The following is a 16,746-nucleotide window of genomic DNA, read 5'->3' on the forward strand; positions in this document are numbered from 1 at the left end:
AGGCTCAGCCCCCGAGGAGCGTCGGGATTCGGGCGAAGAGCTCCTGCGTGAACGCGACGAGCTCCGCGATCATCCAGTGCCCCGCGACGAGCAGCGCGACCGCGACAGCGATCGCCTTCGGCACGAACGACAGCGTGACCTCCTGCACCTGCGTGATCGACTGCAGGAGCGAGACGGCGAACCCGACGACGAGCGCAGTGATGAGGATCGGCGCCGCAAGCTTCGCGGCGATCACCATCGCGCTGAGCGCGACGTCGAGGACCGCGTTCGGGCTCATGTGTACGTCCCGACGAGCGACGTGATGATGAGCGACCAGCCGTCGACGAGGACGAAGAGCAGCAGCTTGAACGGCAGCGAGATCATCACGGGCGGGAGCATCATCATGCCCATGCTCATGAGGGCGGACGAGACGACGAGGTCGACGACGAGGAACGGCACGAAGATGACGACGCCGATGATGAACGCGGCCCGCAGCTCTGAGAGCATGAACGCCGGGATGAGCGTGAGCATCGGGACGTCCTGCGGGCTCGCCGGGTTCTCAAGATTGCCCGCGCGCGTCATGAGGGCGATGTCGTCCTCGCGCGTGAGACCGAGCATGAACTCGCGCAGCGGTCCGGTCGCCGCCTCGACGGCGCCACCGAGGTCGATCGAGCCGTCGAGGTACGGCTGCAGCGCCGTCTCGTTGATCTGCCCGAGGACGGGCTGCATGACGAAGAGCGAGAGGAACAGTGCGAGCCCCGCGAGCACCTGGTTCGGAGGGACGGTCGTGAGGCCCAGCGCGTTCCGGGTGAGGCCGAGCACGACGAAGATCTTCGTGAAGCTCGTCATCATGAGAAGGATCGCGGGTGCGACCGACAGGACGGTCGTGCCGAGCAGGACGAGCAGGGACGTCGACGGCTTCGACCTCTCGCCGTCGATGTAGATCGAGACGGTGCCCTCGCCGTCGTCGTCCGCATCGTCGGGAGCTGCGGGCAACGGAGCGGCCGGCAGCTCTGCCGCCGTCGTCGTGGCGACCTGCTGGACGGCCGCCACGTGCTGGGGCACGACCGGGCCGGCCTCGGCCGGTGACGACATCGCAAGCCCCACGCCGACGGTGACGACGAACGCCATCGCGACGACGACCGCGGCGCGCAGGGCCGCGTGAAGACGTCGCCCGGCGCGGACGCTCACCGGTTCTCAGCGCGCCCCGGCGCGCCCTCGGTCGTCGCGAGGCTCTCCTGGAGGATCGCCTCGAAGTCCAGGTCGACGCACGACGGCTCGGCCGTCGCGTCGTGCGCGGGGGCATCGTCGGGCTCGTCCCCGTCTGCGGAGGCGGACGCCGCCGGCACGACGGAACGGTCGAGCACCGTGATGCCCTGCTCCCCCACGCCGAGCAGCAGGCGTCGACCTCCGAGCTCGACGAGCGCGACGCTCGCGCGCGGTGACAGGGTCGCGCGCTCGACGACGCGCAGCGCACGCTCGGGCGCAGGACGGCGCTCACCGAGCCTCGCCCTCACCGCCGCGAGCACCGATCCCAGGCCGGCACCCCTGCTGGCTGCCTGTCGCGGACGAGATGCCAGGCCCGGGCCGCCGAGGCCCGAGCCCGCGAGGCCCGCGCCCGACGGCGCACGGCCCGAGAGCCGTCGCCCGGCCCACCACAGGAGCCCGACGATCGCGGCGACCGCGACCACGGTCCGCAGCAGAGGGACGACGAGCTCCATCAGAGCCCCGCGTGCGCGAGGTCGACGATCTCCGTGATGCGCAGGCCGTAGTCCTCGTCGACGACGACGACCTCGCCGCGCGCCACGAGGTGACCGTTGACCATGAGGTCCGCAGGAGCTCCCGCGACCCGGTCGAGCTCGATGACCGAGCCCGGCACGAGGTCGAGAACCTGTCGGACCGGGAGCTTCGCCCTGCCGATCTCGGCCGTGAGCGTCATCTCGACGTCGTAGAGCATGCGTAGCGCGGCCGCGGTCGGCCCCTGCTGCGCCGGACGCCCGGGCGTCCGCGCCGCAGCCGGAGCGACACGCACTGCGAACCAGCCGACGACCGCCTCGCCCTCGGTGAGCGCGAAGACCTCGGTCCCCTCGACCGCGAACGCCGCCTCGGTCGACGCCACATCACGCAGCTCGGAGACCACGCCCTCCCGCAGCGAGAGCGCCGCAGCCTCGAGCGCCGGCCGAACGACGTCGACGACGGACCCGCCTGCGCTCTCGAGCGCCGCATCGACCGCCGTTCCCACGACGAGCGTGAGCGTGGCACCGGCGGCGCCCACGACCTTCGCACTGACGCCGGCACCCGCCGGGACGACGTCGTCGACCGAGCGTGCACGCACGCCCAGCGGGACGTCCGTCGGCAGCGCGGCGGCGAGGGCCAGGGCGGCGGGGAGCGCCAGTGCGGCGCTGTCGGTCTGGGATGTCATCGTTCGTCCTCCTCGAAGTTGACGACCTGGCACGCGAGCTGCCGGCCGTGGGCACCGACCACCGCGTGGGCCAGGACCTTGTCGTCGACAACCACGTCGAGCGGGCGTGACGACGGATGCGTGAGCATGACGAGGTCCCCTACCGCGAGCTCGACGAGCTCACGGGGGCGGACCGGCAGCGACCGGAGCCGCACGGCGATCTCGAGCGGGACCTCGTGGACGTGCGCGTTGACACGACGACGAGCCTCACGGACGTCGTCGGACTCGCTGCGGCCGCGGCCCGAGCCCTCCGTCGCACGCAGCGCGTCGATGAGGTGCTCGGCGGGGGTCATGACCGTCGCCGTCCACTCGTGACCGTCGAGGGCCACCGTGTAGGCGATGCGCACGACGGGCTCCGCGGCCGGCACGAGCTGTGCGAACTGCGGGCTGTACTGGAGCTGGGAGATCGCCGCGTCGAGCGGCGCGACGGACGCGAACGCGTACCGCAGGTCACCGAGCGCCGTCTGCAGCACCTTCGTCAGCAGCTCCGACTCGATCTCCGTGTGCTCGCGCGCCGGCACCGCACCGTGGAGGCCGGGCCCGGCGAGCATGAGGTCGATCCACAGGAGCGACAGCTCGAGCGGCACCTGCACGACGAGAGGCGCGTGCGAGCCCGCGAGCTTCCCGACGACCATGAGCGTCGGGTCGTCGAGGCTGCCGATGTAGTCGTCGTACGACACCATGTGCACGGAGTCGAGCTGGATGCCCGTGACGACGCGCAGGCGCGACGTCAGCAGGGTGCCCCACTGGCGCGCGAAGGTCTCCGCGGCCATCTCGATCGCACGTGAGTACTCGCGTGCGAGCGTCATGGGACGCCTGAAGTCGTAGGGCTCGACGGTCGGCGGAGCGACCCGGGGTGGTTCGTCTGTCACGCAGGCCAAGATCGGCCCACCGGGTGAAGGCATGAGCGTTTCGCGGCGCGACGTACGCCGCCGCAGGTCAGACGTCCGTCATTGCGTGACGAAGTCCGTGAAGTACACGCCCATGACGTCGCCGTCGTACGCAGCGCCGAGCTGCTCCTCAAGAGCCTCCCGGACAGCCTCACGCCCCTCGGGCGTCACGACCTCGTCGACCTTGCGCCCCGTGAGCAGCGTGATGACCGCATCCTTGGCGCGCGTGACGTCGAACTCAGCGCCTGCCTCGTCCGTGAGCTGCAGCCCCAGCCCCACCCGCAGGTACTTGCCCGCCGCGAGGTTGACGTTCATCGGCTCGAGCTGGACGATCGCGCCCGGCTCGGGCGGCGCCGCCGCCTTGCGTGCCGCGGCCTCCGGGCGCACCACGACGAGATAGACGGCCAGGGCGATCACCAGGACGGCCGCGGCCGCGACGGTCGCGACGAGCTTGAGCCTCGACCTCCTGCCCGAGCCCGACCCGGTCTCCTCCGGCTCCGGCTCGGGGGGCGCTCCACGCCCGGCACCGACCCTCTGGCGCCCTGCACCCACGACCCGCTGCTCCACGACGGCCACGTCAGGCCCCTTCCTTCTCGTACGTGATCTGCGGCAGGAGCTCGCGCACCCGCTCGGGCTGTGCGCTCAGCACGACGATGTCGACACGACGGTTCGTCGCGAGCGCCTCGGAGTCCTGGCCCGCGACGAGCGGTCGTGCCTCGCCGTAGCCGACAGCGGAGACGTGTGCCGGGGCGACGCCACGGTGCTCGACGAGCCGTCGCAGGACGGCGGTCGCCCGGGCCGCCGACAGGTCCCAGTTCGTCTCGAACCGCGACCCGGCAGGCACGGTGTCCGCGTGCCCCTCGATCTTCAGCTCGAAGCCGCTCTTCGCGAGCGGCCCGCCGATCGCGTCGATGACCTCGCCGAACTCGCCCGCGATCCGGTCCGAGCCCGGCGTGAAGAACACGTCCTCCGTCACCATGCCGATGACGAGGCCCTCGGCCGTCACGCGGAACTCGACCGCGCCCGCGTGGCCCTTCGCACCGAGGGCACGCGCGATCTCGTCGCGCAGCCCCGTGAGGTCGGCGAGCTCGCCCTTCGCGGCCTCGATCTCGGCCTGCGTCGGGCCCTTGTCACCGCCGTCGTTGGCGACCTGGTCGCCGAGCCCCGTGAGCGTCGACCCGATGTCCGGCACGCCCACGAGGTCGCTCGTCGCGTCCATGACGCCCGTCCCGCCGACGAGCACGACGTCCCCCGTGTGCCCGAAGCCGCGCGACAACGAGGACTTCAACGCCTCGAACTTGCCCGCGTCGACCTGACCGATCGCGTACATGACGAGGAACAGTGCCATGAGGACGGTCATCATGTCCGAGTAGCTGACGAGCCAACGCTCGTGGTTGACGTGCTCCTCCGGCTCCTCGCGACGCCGGCGGCGGGGCGCGCTCACGCCGCGTCCTTGAGCTGCTGGCCGGGCGGCAGGAGCGACCGGAGCCGTTCACCGACGAGGCGCGGGTTGGCACCCGACTGCACCGAGAGGAGCCCTTCGACGACGAGCTCCATCTGTGCGCACTCGAGGTCCGAGAGCCGGCGGAGCTTGTTGGAGATCGGCAGCCACATGAGGTTGGCCGACGCGATGCCCCAGAGGGTCGCGACGAACGCCGCTGCGATCATGTGGCCCAGCTGCTCGGGCTGCGAGAGGTTCTCGAGCACGTGGACGAGCGAGACGACCGTGCCGACGATGCCGATCGTCGGGGCGTAGCCCCCCATGTCCTGGAAGATCTTCGAGGAGACGCGGTCGGCTGCGCGCTTCGCCGAGATCCGGTCCTCGAGGATGACCCGGAGGTCCTCAGGATCCGTCCCGTCGATCGCGGCACGCAGACCCTCCTTGAGGAAGGGGTCGTCGAGGTCGCGGGCCGAGCCCTCGAGCGCGAGCAGGCCTTCACGTCGGGCACGCTCCGCGAGGGAGACGATCGACGCGATCGACGCGTCGGGCGAGGGGACCTTCGCGGAGAACGCCCGCGGCAGCGCCTTGAGCGCGCCGACGAAGTCACGCATCGGACCGCCGGCCATCGCGGCGCCGAACGTGCCGACGAACACGAGGACCATCGGGGCCGGGAGCATGATGCTCATCGGCGACGCGCCCTCGAGGAAGATCATCGCGAGGACGCCACCGAAGCCGACGATCAGTCCCAGAGCGGTTGCCGGATCCATCAGCGGGCCTCCTGCGGCGACGAGGGGACCACCGAGAGCGTCTGGCGCCCCGCGGGCGCAGGCTCCTCGTCTGTCATGGCCTGGGCTCGGGCGATGACGCGGGCCCGTGCGTCGGTCATCGCGTCGACGAGCTCCTCGAGCGTCTCGCTCACGATGTACTTGGTGCCGTCGACCAGTGTGATGACCGTGTCGGGAGTCGTCTCGACACGCTGGACGAGGTCGGGGTTGACGGCAAAACGTCCCCCGTGAAGGCGTGTGACGACGATCATCCTGCTCACCGGTCCTTGGTGTGAACGGGTCCTTCCGTGGACCCTCATGCTTCCCATCGGACCGCCCGTGGGGTCCATGAGGGGTTGGGGAACGCCACGGACCGTGCCTCATCGATGGCGGTACCCAGCCGATGGGAGCGGCAGACGGGTGGTGCACCGCGCTCTCCCGACGACTCACAGGAGATCCCCCACGATGACCACGACCACCGCAGCGACCACGGACACGAGACGATGGCGACTTGCCGACCTGCGCATCCGCTCGAAGATCCTCGTGCTCGCGATCTTCCTCAGCCTCGCCGCCACCGTCGTCGCGACGTTCGCCTCGGTCCAGCTCCAGAGCCTCGCGACGCTCACCTCGTCAGTGGGCCGGGGTACCGCCGAGATGAGCGAGTCGCTCCGGCTCTTGCAGAGCAACGTCTGGCGTACCCGCGCGGCGGTCCTCGAGATCGGTGCGGTCCCGGAGGCGCAGCGCGGCGCGGTGAAGGCCGAGATCGACAGCGTCTACGCCGAGGTCGCCGCGTCGCAGGCGTCGTACGAGGAGTACTTCAGGCGCGTCACCGGCCAGGAGCTCGTCTCGGCGGGCGCGTTCTACGACGCGTGGCGCGCGTACGGCGCGGTCGCCGTCGACAAGATGGTTCCCGCCGCCCTCGCCGGCGGCGACGAGACCTTCCAGGCCCTGCAGTCGACCGAGGGGGCGACCACGGGCGATGCGGCGATCGTCGCGCTCGACGGCATCAAGGCCGACCTCGATGGCGCGATCGAGACCTCTCTCGACGAGGCTCACGGCAAGGCGACGTCGACGACGGTCCTCCTCGTCGCCCTCTCCGTCATCCTCATCGTCCTGGGCCTCACGTGCGCGTTCTACATCGCCGGGGCGATCGCGCGCCCCATCATCCGCGTCCGCGACGCGCTGCAGCGCGTCGCCCGGGGCGACCTCTCGACCGACGTCCCCATCCGCAGCCGCGACGAGGTCGGCCAGATGTCGATCGCGCTCAACGAGGCGCAGGCCACGCTGCGCGACGTCATCGCGGGCGTCGCCGAGTCCTCGACGACCGTCTCCGCGTCCGCCGAGGAGCTCGCTGCGGGCAACGCGCAGATCACGTCCGGCGCCGAGGAGACGTCGGCCCGCGCCGGCGTCGTCGCCGCTGCCGCCGAGCAGGTCTCGCGCGACGTCCAGACGGTCGCCGCGGGCGCCGAGCAGATGAGCGCGTCGATCCGTGAGATCGCGCAGAACGCCGCCGAGGCCGCGTCGGTCGCCGCCACCGCGACGTCGCAGGCCGCGACGACCTCCGAGACGATCGCCCGCCTGGGCGCGTCCTCGCAGGAGATCGGCGCGGTCGTCCGCGCTATCACCTCGATCGCCGAGCAGACCAACCTCCTCGCGCTCAACGCGACCATCGAGGCCGCCCGCGCCGGCGAGGCAGGCAAGGGCTTCGCCGTCGTCGCCGGCGAGGTCAAGGAGCTCGCCCAGGAGACGGCGCGCGCCACCGAGGACATCGCTCGTCGGGTCGAGGCCATCCAGGCCGACACCGACGGCGCCGTCACCGCGATCGGCGAGATCACGCACATCGTCGGGCAGATCAACGACTACCAGATGACGATCGCCTCGGCGGTCGAGGAGCAGACGGCGACGACGAACGAGATGTCGCGCTCCGTCACCGAGGCCGCGACGGGCTCGTCCGAGATCGCACGGTCGATCACGGGCGTCGCGACGGCGTCGGCGTCGACGAGCGACGTCGTCACACAGACGGGCTCCGCGGTCGACGAGCTTGCGCGCCTCGCCGCGGACCTGCGTTCGAAGGTCTCCGTCTTCAGCTTCTGAAGCTCTCCCCCACGGGACCGGGCGACCAGCTGCTCTCCCCGCAGCCGGGCGCCCGGTCCTGTGCTGTCCCCACCTTCCCCGCTGCGACCCCACGGACAAGCGCCCTCCCCATCCCTTCCCGACGGATTGACGCTCTGCCCCCGATCGAATGGGGGAGAGCGTCAAACCCTCGCTGGGGGTGCGCCCGTCGGGGACGAGTCCGGGAACGACCGAGGGCCCGGGCGGGCGGCCACCTGGGTGGCCGGCCGCACGGGCCCTCGGGGACGCGGGGCGCCACGCCCCGCGTCAGCGCATCAGCGCGTGGCTCAGCGCTTGAGGTTGACGAGCTCGGAGAGCAGCTCGTCGCTCGTCGTGATGACGCGCGAGCTCGCCTGGAAGCCACGCTGCGCGATGATGAGGTTCGTGAACTCCTGCGAGAGGTCGACGTTCGACATCTCGAGCGCGCCACCCATGAGGTTGCCGCGGCCACCCTGGCCCGCGACGCCGATCTGGGCGTCACCCGAGTTGACGGACGTCGTGTAGGTCGAGCCACCAGCCTTCTCGAGGCCGACCGGGTTCGCGAAGGACGCGATCGAGATGCGGCCGACCGCCTGCTTCGTGCCGTTCGAGAACGCACCCATGATCGTGCCGTCGGGGTTGATCGCGAAAGACTGCAGCGCCCCGGCGCGCGCACCGTCACGGCCGGTCGCCTCGACCGTCGTGAGGGCCGCGTAGCCTGTGACGCCCGAGAGGTCGACGGTGCGCGCACCGACGGTCATCGTGCCGCCGCCCGTGAGGAGGCCGTCGGGGCCGAACGTCATCGCGCCGGTCGCCGTGTTGACGCCGTCGGACGCGGAGACGTCCCAGCCGGCCGCGGTCCGCGTGTAGGTCACGGCGAGCGTCGAGGCCGTGCCGACGCCGTCGTACACCTCGACGTCGCGAGTGAGGATCGTGCCGAGCGCCGCGTCGTCCGGCAGGTTGCCGCCGAACTTCACCTCGGTCGTCGCGCTCGCGCCGACGAGCGTCGTCATCGGCAGACGCAGGTCACCGACCGGACCGCCCACGTCGACCGTGCCGTCGGCCGCGGCCGTCCAGCCCTGGACGAGCGAGCCGTCGGCCGTGACGATCTGGCCGAGCGCGTCGAGCTCGAACGAGCCGTTGCGCGTGTAGTACTGCTGACCCGCGCGCTCGACGACGAAGAAGCCGTCGCCCGAGATCATCATGTCCGTCGAGCGGTTCGTCGTCTGCGACGCACCCTGCTGGAAGTTCGTCGTGATCGCGGCGACGCGCACACCGAGACCGACCTGGGCGGGGTTCGAGCCGCCCTGCCCGGCCTGCGGTGAGCCCGCGTTCTGCAGGACCTGCGAGAGCGTGTCCTGGAACTGGACCTGCGAGGTCTTGAAGCCGACGGTGTTGGCGTTGGCGATGTTGTTGCCCGTGACGTCGAGCATGGTCTGGTGCGAGCGGAGCCCGGAGATGCCGGAGAAGAGAGAGCGCAGCATGGTGGTGTCCTTGGGGTGGGGGCCGTCAGGCCGCGGAGCTGTCGGGGGTCGGGGTGGCGCCGGGGTCGGCCGCTTCGGCCGGGTCCTGCGTGGAGTCGGGCTTCTCGGGCTCGGGAGGCGGGAGGATCCCGGAGATCGCGTCGAGCGTGACGTCGGTGTCCCCGACGCGGACCGTCGGCACGGGGCCGGCGAAGGAGACTCCGGAGGCGTACCCGGTCCGGGTGTTCCCCTCGGCGTCGGTGTAGGAGACGTGCTGGCCGACGAACGCGGTCGCGGTCGCGCGCATCTGGAGCGCGAACGACTCGAGCGACGTCCTGCCGAGCTGCGTGAGCTGCTCGACCGACGCGAGCTGCGAGGTCTGCGCCATCATCTGGTTCGTATCCATGGGGGACGACGGATCCTGGTACCGCAGCTGGGCGACGAGCAGCTTGAGGAACGACTCCCCGTCAAGCTCGTTCTTCGCGGTCGACGGGTTCACGCCCGAGTAGATCGACGTGCCTCCGGCAGCGGTCACTGCATCTGTCATGACGTGTCCTCTCAGGCGATCACGTCGACGCCGCCGTGGCGGGCCGCGTCGTCGGTGGGTGTGACGGGTCGGTCGGCAGTGGCCGACGCGTTGGTCGTGAGAGCGGCGACGCCAGGCCGGGCGTCGGGTGCCTCACGCTCGGCGTTCCGGCCGTCGCGCTCGGCGATCGTGCCCTCGTCGAGGCTGAGGTCGCCGCCGCCCGTGGCCGCGAGCTCGCGGCGCAGGTCGGGCAGGACCGCGCGCAGCTGCTCGCGGACGGTGTCGGTCGCGCCGACAAGCTCGACGCGCAGGCCGTCCGCGCCGAGGTGGGCGCGGACCTGGACGGGGCCGAGGTCACGCGGCTCGACACGCAGGGTGAGGATGTGGTCGCCGAACGGCAGGGTGCGCAGCGCGCCGAGCGGCACGCGGAGCTGGTCGTCGAGAGGCGCGGCCTGCTGCGGGACGCTCGGCACTGCGGGGGCGACAACGGGTGCGGCCTGGGTGGGGGCCCGCGGCGTCGGCACGGGGGCGACGACGGGATCCGTCAGGGCAGCCACCAGCGCGGGCGCCTGCTCGGTCGCGGGTGCGGCGGCCGTCTTCGGTGCCGCGGCCAGGCCCGTGGGCACGCCCGCAGCAGCATCAGCCGGGGCCATCGCACCCGCGGACGCGCCGCCCGCGGGTGCGCCGGACGTGATCGCGGTGGGCATGGTCGCGGTGGACGGCGTGGGGGCGCTGCCCGCCGACGCGACCGCCCCGGCGGGGGCCGCGACCACGTCCACGGGTGCGGCGTCGGACGCGGCGGCGGGGGCCGCGGCCACGTCCGCGGGTGCGGCGACGGCGGGTGCTGTCGCGACGACCGTCACGACCTCGGCGGAGGTCGTGAGCGCGCCCGCGGCCGGGACCTGCCCGGCGGCCTCGGCGGCGCGGTCGTCCGTCGCGTGCGTCCCGTCGGTCGGCACCGCGGGCGCGCCGACCTGCGTGTCCGCGGAAGCCCCGGCGAGCAGCGAAGCGGCGCCCGTCGGCGCGGGTGCAGGCTGCGGGACGAGGTTCACGACGACGTCGCCGACGGCACCGAGGTCGGGGGCCGAGCCCTCCTGGCCGGGCGTCGCGTCGTCGGCCCGGGCCACCTGAGCCGTCCGTTCCCCGGGGGCCTCGGGCGGCGGCTCGTTCGCGGCCGCGAGCGAGCGCGAGAAGTCGTCGAAGCTCCCTGGCGCTGCGGCGCGGGCACCCGACCGCACGGGCGCGGGCGCGGGCAGCACCTGCGTGATCGTCGTCATCCCTGCTCCTCCTGCTCGTACGTCGCGGGACGGCGTCCCGCGACCTCGTCGAGCGACTTCTGCTCCTCCGCGAGCTCGTCCGCCGCGACCTGCGCGTCGTGCTGCTCCTCGAGACGTTCGAACGTCCGCACTCGACCACGAGCCTCGAGCCACACGCGCTCGGCCTCGTCGCGGGCGGCGCAGCGCGCGCTGACGAGCGACTGGGCGTCCTCGAGCTCGCGGCGCATCGCAGCGCGCGACGCGGTGATCGCGTGCCAGACGCCGACCGGGACGGACCCGTCGAGCGTCGAGCCGGCTAGCCGCGCGGACGCGCGCGCGGTGCGCTCGCGCGCCTCGGACACCTCACGGTTCGCGCTCGCGAGCTGCGAGGCGGCCTCGTCCTCCTGGACCTTGCGCACCCGCAGCAGCGAGGCGAGCCTGAACTGCCTGCTCATGCGGCCGCCCTCCGGGTCCCGAGTCGTTCGACCAGCTCGGCGAGGCGCTGCCAGGAGTCCGCTGCGGTCGCAGCGGCCTCGACGGGCTGGCGCAGGAAGTCGTCGATCTCGTCGGAGTGCGCGAGCGCCGCGTCGACGAGCGGGTTGGCACCCGCGACGTACGCGCCGACGTCGACGAGGTCCTGGACGCTTCGACGGGCCGCCATGACGCGCCGCAGCTCGGTCGCGTCGCCGCGCTGCGCGGCGTCCGTGACGCGCGAGGCGACTCGGGAGATCGAGCCGAGCGCGTCGACGGCCGGGAAGTGCCCGGCGGTCGCGAGGCGACGGTCGAGGACGACGTGACCGTCGAGGATCGAGCGGGCCGCGTCCGCGATGGGCTCGTTGTGGTCGTCGCCGTCGACGAGCACCGTGTAGATGCCTGTGACGGAGCCGGCCACGCCCGTGCCGGCACGCTCGAGGAGCTCGGCGAGGACGGAGAACGTCGACGGCGGGTAGCCGCGCGTCGCGGGCGGCTCGCCGACTGACAGCCCGATCTCGCGCTGGGCCATGGCGACGCGCGTGAGGGAGTCCATCATGAGTACGGCATGGCGGCCCTGGTCGCGCAGGTCCTCGGCGATGCGGGTCGCGACGAACGCGGAACGGCGGCGCACGAGCGCGGGCTGGTCGCTCGTCGCGACGACGACGACCGACCGGGCGAGGCCCTCCGGGCCGAGATCGTCCTCGAGGAACTCGCGGACCTCACGGCCGCGCTCGCCGACGAGCGCGATGACGGAGACCTCGGCCTCGGTGCCGCGCGCAACCATCGACAGGAGCGTCGACTTGCCGACGCCCGAGCCGGCGAACAGTCCGATGCGCTGGCCGCGGCCGACGGACGTGAGGGTGTCGAGGACGCGCACGCCGAGATGGAGGGGCTCGGCGACGCGGGCGCGCTCGAGCGGGTGCGGTGCAGCGTGGTCGACGGGCACGCGGCGCACGTCGCGCAGCGGGCCCCGCCCGTCGATCGGCCGGCCGAGACCGTCGAGGACGCGGCCCAGCAGGCCGGGGCCGACGGGCACGCGCAGCGGGCCGTGCGCGGAGCGCGCCTCGAGGCCCGTGCGGATGCCGACGGCCGGGGCGAGCGGCATGCAGCGCAGGACACTGCCGGAGGCCGCGACGACCTCGGCGGGAAGACGGTCGGCTCCGAGCTCGACGAGATCACCGATCGCGCAGCGCAGCCCCTCGACCTCGACGGAGAGCCCGACGGCCTCGCGGACGCGCCCGACGAGCTCGGGGCGCGCCGCCTCGAGGACGGTCGCCCAGGTCATCGGGCACCGCCCCGCGTGAGCGCGCCCGAGGCGGCGAGGAGCTCGTCGAGCCCCTCGCCCTCGGCGAGCATCTCCTCGAGCAGGGTGCGCAACCGTTCGACTGCGGGGCGCAGCCGCGCGTCGAGGTGGCCGGTCGGCAGCTCGCTCACGGCGTCGCCTCGTTCGAGCGAGGCGTCGTCGACGAGCGTGACGCTCGCGGGGAGCGCGAGCTCGTCGGTGTCGCACAGCTCGCGCAGCAACGCCCGGTCAGCTGGGTGGAGGCGCACAGCGACGGGCGTCGCGGGCGCGGGCACCGCGAGGGCCCGGGCGAGCGCCGCGCGGGCGGACCGCTCGTCGTCGGCGAGCTCGACGCCGACGACGACCACCGCGAGGTCGAGCGCGAGCGCGACGACGGTCGCGGTCGCGTCCTCGACAACGCCACCCTCACGGGCGGCAGCGGCGCCGGACGCGGCGCCGAGCGTGCACAGAGCCTCGCCGAGGCGTGCGCGGGCGTCCTCCTCGGCGGCCGCGGCCCGCTCGGCGACGCGCTGCGCCGCGAGCGACGCCGCGTCGGCCGCCGCACGGGCGCCCGCCGCCCAGCCTGCAGCGTGCCCAGCGACGCGCGCCCGCTCGCGGACCTCGGCGGTCCGGGCGGCGGCGACGACCGGCAGCTGCGTCGGCGCGAACGTCTGCTCAGCTGACATACTCGTCCTCGCCCTCGCGGGTGATGACGATCTGGCCGGCCTCCTCGAGGCGGCGGATGCCCTGGACGATCTCCGAGCGCGCCTCCTCGACCTGCGAGACGCGGACGGGGCCGAGCAGCTCGATCTCCTCGACGAGGTTCGTGCGGGCACGCTCGGACATGTTGCGCAGGACGGCGTCGCGCTCGGCGTCGCCCGCGCCCTTGAGCGCGAGAGCGAGCGTCGGGGCGTCGACGCCCCGCATGACGAGCTGGAGCGCACGGTCCTCGAGCAGCACGATGTCGGCAAAGACGAACATGCGCGAGCGCACCTCGTCGGCCAGGTCGGCGTCGCGGTCCTCGAGCCCCTCGAGGATGAGCTTCTCCGTGCTCGGGTCGGCACGGTTGATGATCTCGACGAGCGGCTGCACGCCGCCGATCGCGGACGACTCGCGCGGTGTGAGCACGGACGCGGACTTGCGCTCGAGCGCGTCAGCGACGGCCGCGACGATGTCAGGCGCGGCACGCTCCATGAGGGCGATGCGGTGCGCGACCTGCGCCTGCATCGCGGGCTGGAGGCCCGTGAGGATCTGCGAGGCGTGCTCGGGACGCAGGTGCGCGAGCACGAGCGCGACCGTCTGCGGGTGCTCACCGTTGATGAGTGCGATGACCTGGCGTGCGTCGGCCTGCTGGAGGTACTCGAACGGCTTGCCGGCGAGCGAGGTCTGGAGACGCTCGAGCATCTCCCCGGCCTTCTCGGCACCCATGGCGCCCTCGAGGAGCTGGGTCGCGTAGCCGAGGCCACCGCGGGAGACCTGCTGGCTCACCGACATCGTCTCGTGGAACTCGCCGATGACGGCGTCGACGACGTCGCGGTCGATCCGCTCCATGCGGACGATCGCGGCGGTGACCTCCTCGATCTCGGGATCCGAGAGACGCGCGAGGATGCGGGCTGCGCGGTCGCGGCCCAGCTGCATGAGGACGAGCGCGGCGCGCTGCGTGCCGGAGAGGCCCGCGATGTTGGGCCGCGGCCGGGGCCGTGGCGTCTCCTCGACGGGTCCGGCGGCGACGGAGGTCGCCTCGCCGCCTGCCGGGGCGGTCGTGGTGGCGACGGTCATGAGCGGGCCCCCGAGTCCATGAGTGCGCGGATCCGGTCGGCCATGTCGGAGGGGTCCTCGTCGGCGGCGGTCATGACCTCGGCGCGCTTGGCGTCGGCCTCGATCTGGGCCCGGTCGACGGGGCGGGCGGCGACGAGCGTGCGCTGGGCCTCGTCGACGACGTCGAGCGCGAGCGCGGTCGGGTCGGAGGAGAGAGTCCGGACACCGATCTCCCCGAGGTCGAGGGCGAGGCGCTCGGGCTCGACGGGCGTGCGGCGTCGGCGCAGGGCGAACGCGAGGACGATGAGTGCGAGGAGAGCGACGCCGGCAATACCTGCGTTGCGGATGAGCTCCTCGCGCGCGCCGGCCTCGGCGGCGGCCGCCTCGGCGGCGAGGGCCTCGGCGGCCGCGTCGGCGGCGCTCGTGTCGAACGCCATGCGCTGGACGGTGACGACGTCGCCACGTGCGGTGTCGATGCCGGCGGCGGTCGCGACGAGCTGCTGGAGGTCGACCATGTCGAGCGCGTTGCCGGTCGCGGAGTCGACGGCGACGGACACGGACTGGCGGCGGACGGTGCCGGGCGTCTGCTCGGTGATCTCGGTGATCTTGTCGACCGCGTTGGTGACGGTGCTCGACTCGTTGAGGTACGTGCCGTCGCCGTTGCCCGAGCCGCCGGGGACGGCGATATTGTCGGGGCCGAGGACGCCCGCGCCGCCGTTGCCCGAGCCCGTGAACTCCTCGTGGCTGGTCTTCTCCGTGAGCGGCAGACGTTCCTCGGGGGTCTCGAACTTCTCCGACGTGGTCGTGCGGTTGTCGAGGTCGAGGTCGGCGGTGACGGAGACGACGGCACGCCCGTGGCCGACGATGCGGTCGAGCATCGTCTGGACGGCAGCGGCGACGCGACCCTCGTAGGCGCTGACGCGCTTGTCGGTGCCGCCGTCAGCCGCGCCGGGGGACGCACCGACCGCTGACAGGACCGTGCCGGACGAGTCGACGACGGCGACGTCGGTCGACCTCATCCCCTCGATCGACGCGGACACGAGGTGGGTGACGGCCTGGACCTGGTCGCTGCTGAGCGTCGTGCCGCGGTCGAGGGTGACGAAGACGGACGCGGTCGCGTCGGGGGTCTCGGAGACGAACACGGACTTCTCGGGGAGAGCAAGGCGCACGGAGGCGGCGCGCACGCCGTCGAGGGCGCCGATCGTCGCAGCGAGCTCGCCCTCGAGAGCGCGCTTGTACGTCGTCGTCTGCTGGAACTCCGACGAGCTCATGCCCATGTCGTCGAGGAGCGAGTAGCCGCCCTGGCTCGAGTCGGCGGGCAGGCCTGCGGCGGCGGTAGCGAGGCGCATGCGGTAGACGTCGTCACGTCCGACGAGGACGGAGCCACCACCGTCCGCGAGCTCGTAGGCGACGCCCTCGCTCTCGAGCACATCGACGACGGCGCTCGCGTCCTTCGCGGACAAGCCCGTGAGGAGGGGGGCGTACGTGGGGCGGTTGGTCCACACGAAGAGCGCGACGACGACGAGCGCGATGCCCGCGAGCCCGATGAGGGCGAGCGTGCGCTGCGCGACGGTGAACTCGCGGACGGCGCCGCCGACGCGCCCGAGGGCGACGGAGAACTTCTCGGGCATCAGGCCTGCATCCTCATGATCTCGTTGAAGGCGTCGACCGCCTTGGTGCGGACGGTCGCGGTGAGCTCGAGCATGAGCGCGGCCTGCGACGAGGCGATCGTGTACTGGTGGACGTCCTGGAGGTCTCCGGTGACGGAGCGGACCGCGAGGGCGTCGGACGTCTCCTGCGTGGCGCGCAGCTCGTCGAGCGCGCCGACGAGCACGCCGCCGAAGCCGCCGTCGCCGCTGGACGCGGCGACGGGACGGGCGGGGCTGACGGTGGTGCCGATCGCGGCGAGCGCGTCGTCGCCGAGATAGCGGGTCGGCGTGGTGCCGATCGCGGAGACGGCGTCGATCATCAGGACCGTCCGATCTGCAGCGCGGCCTCGTAGGTCTCCTTGGCACGGTCGACGACCGTCGCGGAGGCCTGGTAGCCGCGCTGCGCCATGATGAGCTGGGTCATCTGGGAGGACATGTCGATCTCGGGGTAGCGGACGTAACCGTCCTCGTCCGCGAGCGGGTGCGTGGGTTCGTGGACCAGGCGACCCTCGGCCGGGCCGAGGACCGTGCCACGGACCTCCACCCCCCCTCCCGCCATCTCGCCGGCGACGATGTAGCGGGCGCGGAAGGCGCTCTCGTCGGACGAGGTGGCGTTGTTGACGTTCGTGAGGTTGTCGCTCACCGCATCGAGCCACTTGCGGTGGACGGTGAGCCCCGTGCTCGCGATGCCGATCGCTCCGAAGATCGTCAT

At 72.6% G+C, this 16,746-nt stretch carries 20 protein-coding genes; 1 reads left to right on the top strand and 19 read right to left on the bottom strand.

Translation table 11 applies throughout. The features are described from left to right. Positions 1 to 4: 4 nt before the first annotated feature. From fliQ to G7063_RS12255, 9 genes are read right to left on the bottom strand one after another with little or no spacing between them, the layout of a single operon-like run. The gene (fliQ, locus tag G7063_RS12215; RefSeq protein WP_166414636.1) at positions 5 to 277 is read right to left on the bottom strand and encodes a flagellar biosynthesis protein FliQ; all 273 of its coding nucleotides are present in this window, start codon (positions 275 to 277) and stop codon (positions 5 to 7) included. Beyond that, positions 274 to 1,170 (bottom strand): flagellar type III secretion system pore protein FliP, encoded by an 897-nt coding sequence (gene fliP / locus G7063_RS12220; protein ID WP_240916073.1) that lies wholly within the window; start codon positions 1,168 to 1,170, stop codon positions 274 to 276. Before fliP ends, fliQ begins: the two co-directional genes overlap by 4 nt. Next, the gene (locus G7063_RS12225; RefSeq protein WP_166414637.1) at positions 1,167 to 1,700 is read right to left on the bottom strand and encodes a flagellar biosynthetic protein FliO; all 534 of its coding nucleotides are present in this window, start codon (positions 1,698 to 1,700) and stop codon (positions 1,167 to 1,169) included. The genes fliP and G7063_RS12225 overlap by 4 nt, the downstream gene beginning before the upstream one ends. After that, positions 1,700 to 2,401 carry a flagellar motor switch protein FliN gene (gene fliN / locus G7063_RS12230; protein ID WP_166414638.1) on the bottom strand — a complete coding sequence of 234 codons (702 nt, stop codon included), beginning with the start codon at positions 2,399 to 2,401 and terminating at the stop codon, positions 1,700 to 1,702. Before fliN ends, G7063_RS12225 begins: the two co-directional genes overlap by 1 nt. After that, on the bottom strand, positions 2,398 to 3,345 hold the full coding sequence (locus G7063_RS12235; protein WP_255454222.1) for a flagellar motor switch protein FliM: 948 nt from the start codon (positions 3,343 to 3,345) through the stop codon (positions 2,398 to 2,400). Before G7063_RS12235 ends, fliN begins: the two co-directional genes overlap by 4 nt. A 45-nt stretch (positions 3,346 to 3,390) precedes the next feature. Continuing rightward, positions 3,391 to 3,906: a flagellar basal body-associated FliL family protein gene (locus G7063_RS12240; RefSeq protein ID WP_166414640.1), complete on the bottom strand. Its 516-nt coding sequence runs from the start codon at positions 3,904 to 3,906 to the stop codon at positions 3,391 to 3,393. Position 3,907: 1 nt separating this feature from the next. Continuing rightward, the gene (locus tag G7063_RS12245; protein WP_240916074.1) at positions 3,908 to 4,774 is read right to left on the bottom strand and encodes a flagellar motor protein MotB; all 867 of its coding nucleotides are present in this window, start codon (positions 4,772 to 4,774) and stop codon (positions 3,908 to 3,910) included. Further along, positions 4,771 to 5,538, bottom strand: a complete 768-nt coding sequence (locus tag G7063_RS12250; RefSeq protein ID WP_166414641.1) for a motility protein A — start codon at positions 5,536 to 5,538, stop codon at positions 4,771 to 4,773. The genes G7063_RS12245 and G7063_RS12250 overlap by 4 nt, the downstream gene beginning before the upstream one ends. Next, positions 5,538 to 5,807, bottom strand: coding sequence for a flagellar FlbD family protein (locus tag G7063_RS12255; RefSeq protein WP_166415357.1), 270 nt, complete (start codon positions 5,805 to 5,807; stop codon positions 5,538 to 5,540). Before G7063_RS12255 ends, G7063_RS12250 begins: the two co-directional genes overlap by 1 nt. Before the next feature lie 193 nt (positions 5,808 to 6,000). On the opposite strand from G7063_RS12255, the gene G7063_RS12260 reads away from it, so the two are divergent. Beyond that, positions 6,001 to 7,629 carry a methyl-accepting chemotaxis protein gene (locus G7063_RS12260; protein ID WP_166414642.1) on the top strand — a complete coding sequence of 543 codons (1,629 nt, stop codon included), beginning with the start codon at positions 6,001 to 6,003 and terminating at the stop codon, positions 7,627 to 7,629. A gap of 305 nt (positions 7,630 to 7,934) precedes the next feature. On the opposite strand, the gene G7063_RS12265 is transcribed toward G7063_RS12260, so the two are convergent. From G7063_RS12265 to G7063_RS12310, 10 genes are read right to left on the bottom strand one after another with little or no spacing between them, the layout of a single operon-like run. Then, complete coding sequence (locus tag G7063_RS12265) at positions 7,935 to 9,110, bottom strand: flagellar hook protein FlgE (protein ID WP_166414643.1); 1,176 nt, start codon at positions 9,108 to 9,110, stop codon at positions 7,935 to 7,937. A 25-nt stretch (positions 9,111 to 9,135) separates the two neighbouring features. Then, the gene (locus tag G7063_RS12270) at positions 9,136 to 9,636 is read right to left on the bottom strand and encodes a flagellar hook assembly protein FlgD (RefSeq protein ID WP_166414644.1); all 501 of its coding nucleotides are present in this window, start codon (positions 9,634 to 9,636) and stop codon (positions 9,136 to 9,138) included. Positions 9,637 to 9,647: 11 nt separating this feature from the next. Further along, positions 9,648 to 10,892: a flagellar hook-length control protein FliK gene (locus G7063_RS12275; protein ID WP_166414645.1), complete on the bottom strand. Its 1,245-nt coding sequence runs from the start codon at positions 10,890 to 10,892 to the stop codon at positions 9,648 to 9,650. Continuing rightward, positions 10,889 to 11,326, bottom strand: a complete 438-nt coding sequence (locus tag G7063_RS12280; RefSeq protein ID WP_166414646.1) for a flagellar export protein FliJ — start codon at positions 11,324 to 11,326, stop codon at positions 10,889 to 10,891. The genes G7063_RS12275 and G7063_RS12280 overlap by 4 nt, the downstream gene beginning before the upstream one ends. Continuing rightward, positions 11,323 to 12,630 (bottom strand): FliI/YscN family ATPase, encoded by a 1,308-nt coding sequence (locus tag G7063_RS12285; protein ID WP_166414647.1) that lies wholly within the window; start codon positions 12,628 to 12,630, stop codon positions 11,323 to 11,325. The genes G7063_RS12280 and G7063_RS12285 overlap by 4 nt, the downstream gene beginning before the upstream one ends. Next, positions 12,627 to 13,313 carry a FliH/SctL family protein gene (locus G7063_RS12290; protein WP_166414648.1) on the bottom strand — a complete coding sequence of 229 codons (687 nt, stop codon included), beginning with the start codon at positions 13,311 to 13,313 and terminating at the stop codon, positions 12,627 to 12,629. Before G7063_RS12290 ends, G7063_RS12285 begins: the two co-directional genes overlap by 4 nt. Next, positions 13,303 to 14,406, bottom strand: coding sequence for a flagellar motor switch protein FliG (fliG, locus tag G7063_RS12295; protein WP_166414649.1), 1,104 nt, complete (start codon positions 14,404 to 14,406; stop codon positions 13,303 to 13,305). The genes G7063_RS12290 and fliG overlap by 11 nt, the downstream gene beginning before the upstream one ends. Beyond that, the gene (fliF, locus tag G7063_RS12300; RefSeq protein WP_166414650.1) at positions 14,403 to 16,016 is read right to left on the bottom strand and encodes a flagellar basal-body MS-ring/collar protein FliF; all 1,614 of its coding nucleotides are present in this window, start codon (positions 16,014 to 16,016) and stop codon (positions 14,403 to 14,405) included. The genes fliG and fliF overlap by 4 nt, the downstream gene beginning before the upstream one ends. Next, positions 16,016 to 16,354 (bottom strand): flagellar hook-basal body complex protein FliE, encoded by a 339-nt coding sequence (fliE, locus tag G7063_RS12305; protein ID WP_166414651.1) that lies wholly within the window; start codon positions 16,352 to 16,354, stop codon positions 16,016 to 16,018. The genes fliF and fliE overlap by 1 nt, the downstream gene beginning before the upstream one ends. Next, positions 16,354 to 16,746, bottom strand: coding sequence for a flagellar basal body rod protein FlgC (locus G7063_RS12310; RefSeq protein ID WP_166414652.1), 393 nt, complete (start codon positions 16,744 to 16,746; stop codon positions 16,354 to 16,356). Before G7063_RS12310 ends, fliE begins: the two co-directional genes overlap by 1 nt.

Source organism: Sanguibacter sp. HDW7 (assembly GCF_011300875.1).
Classification (GTDB): domain Bacteria; phylum Actinomycetota; class Actinomycetes; order Actinomycetales; family Cellulomonadaceae; genus Flavimobilis.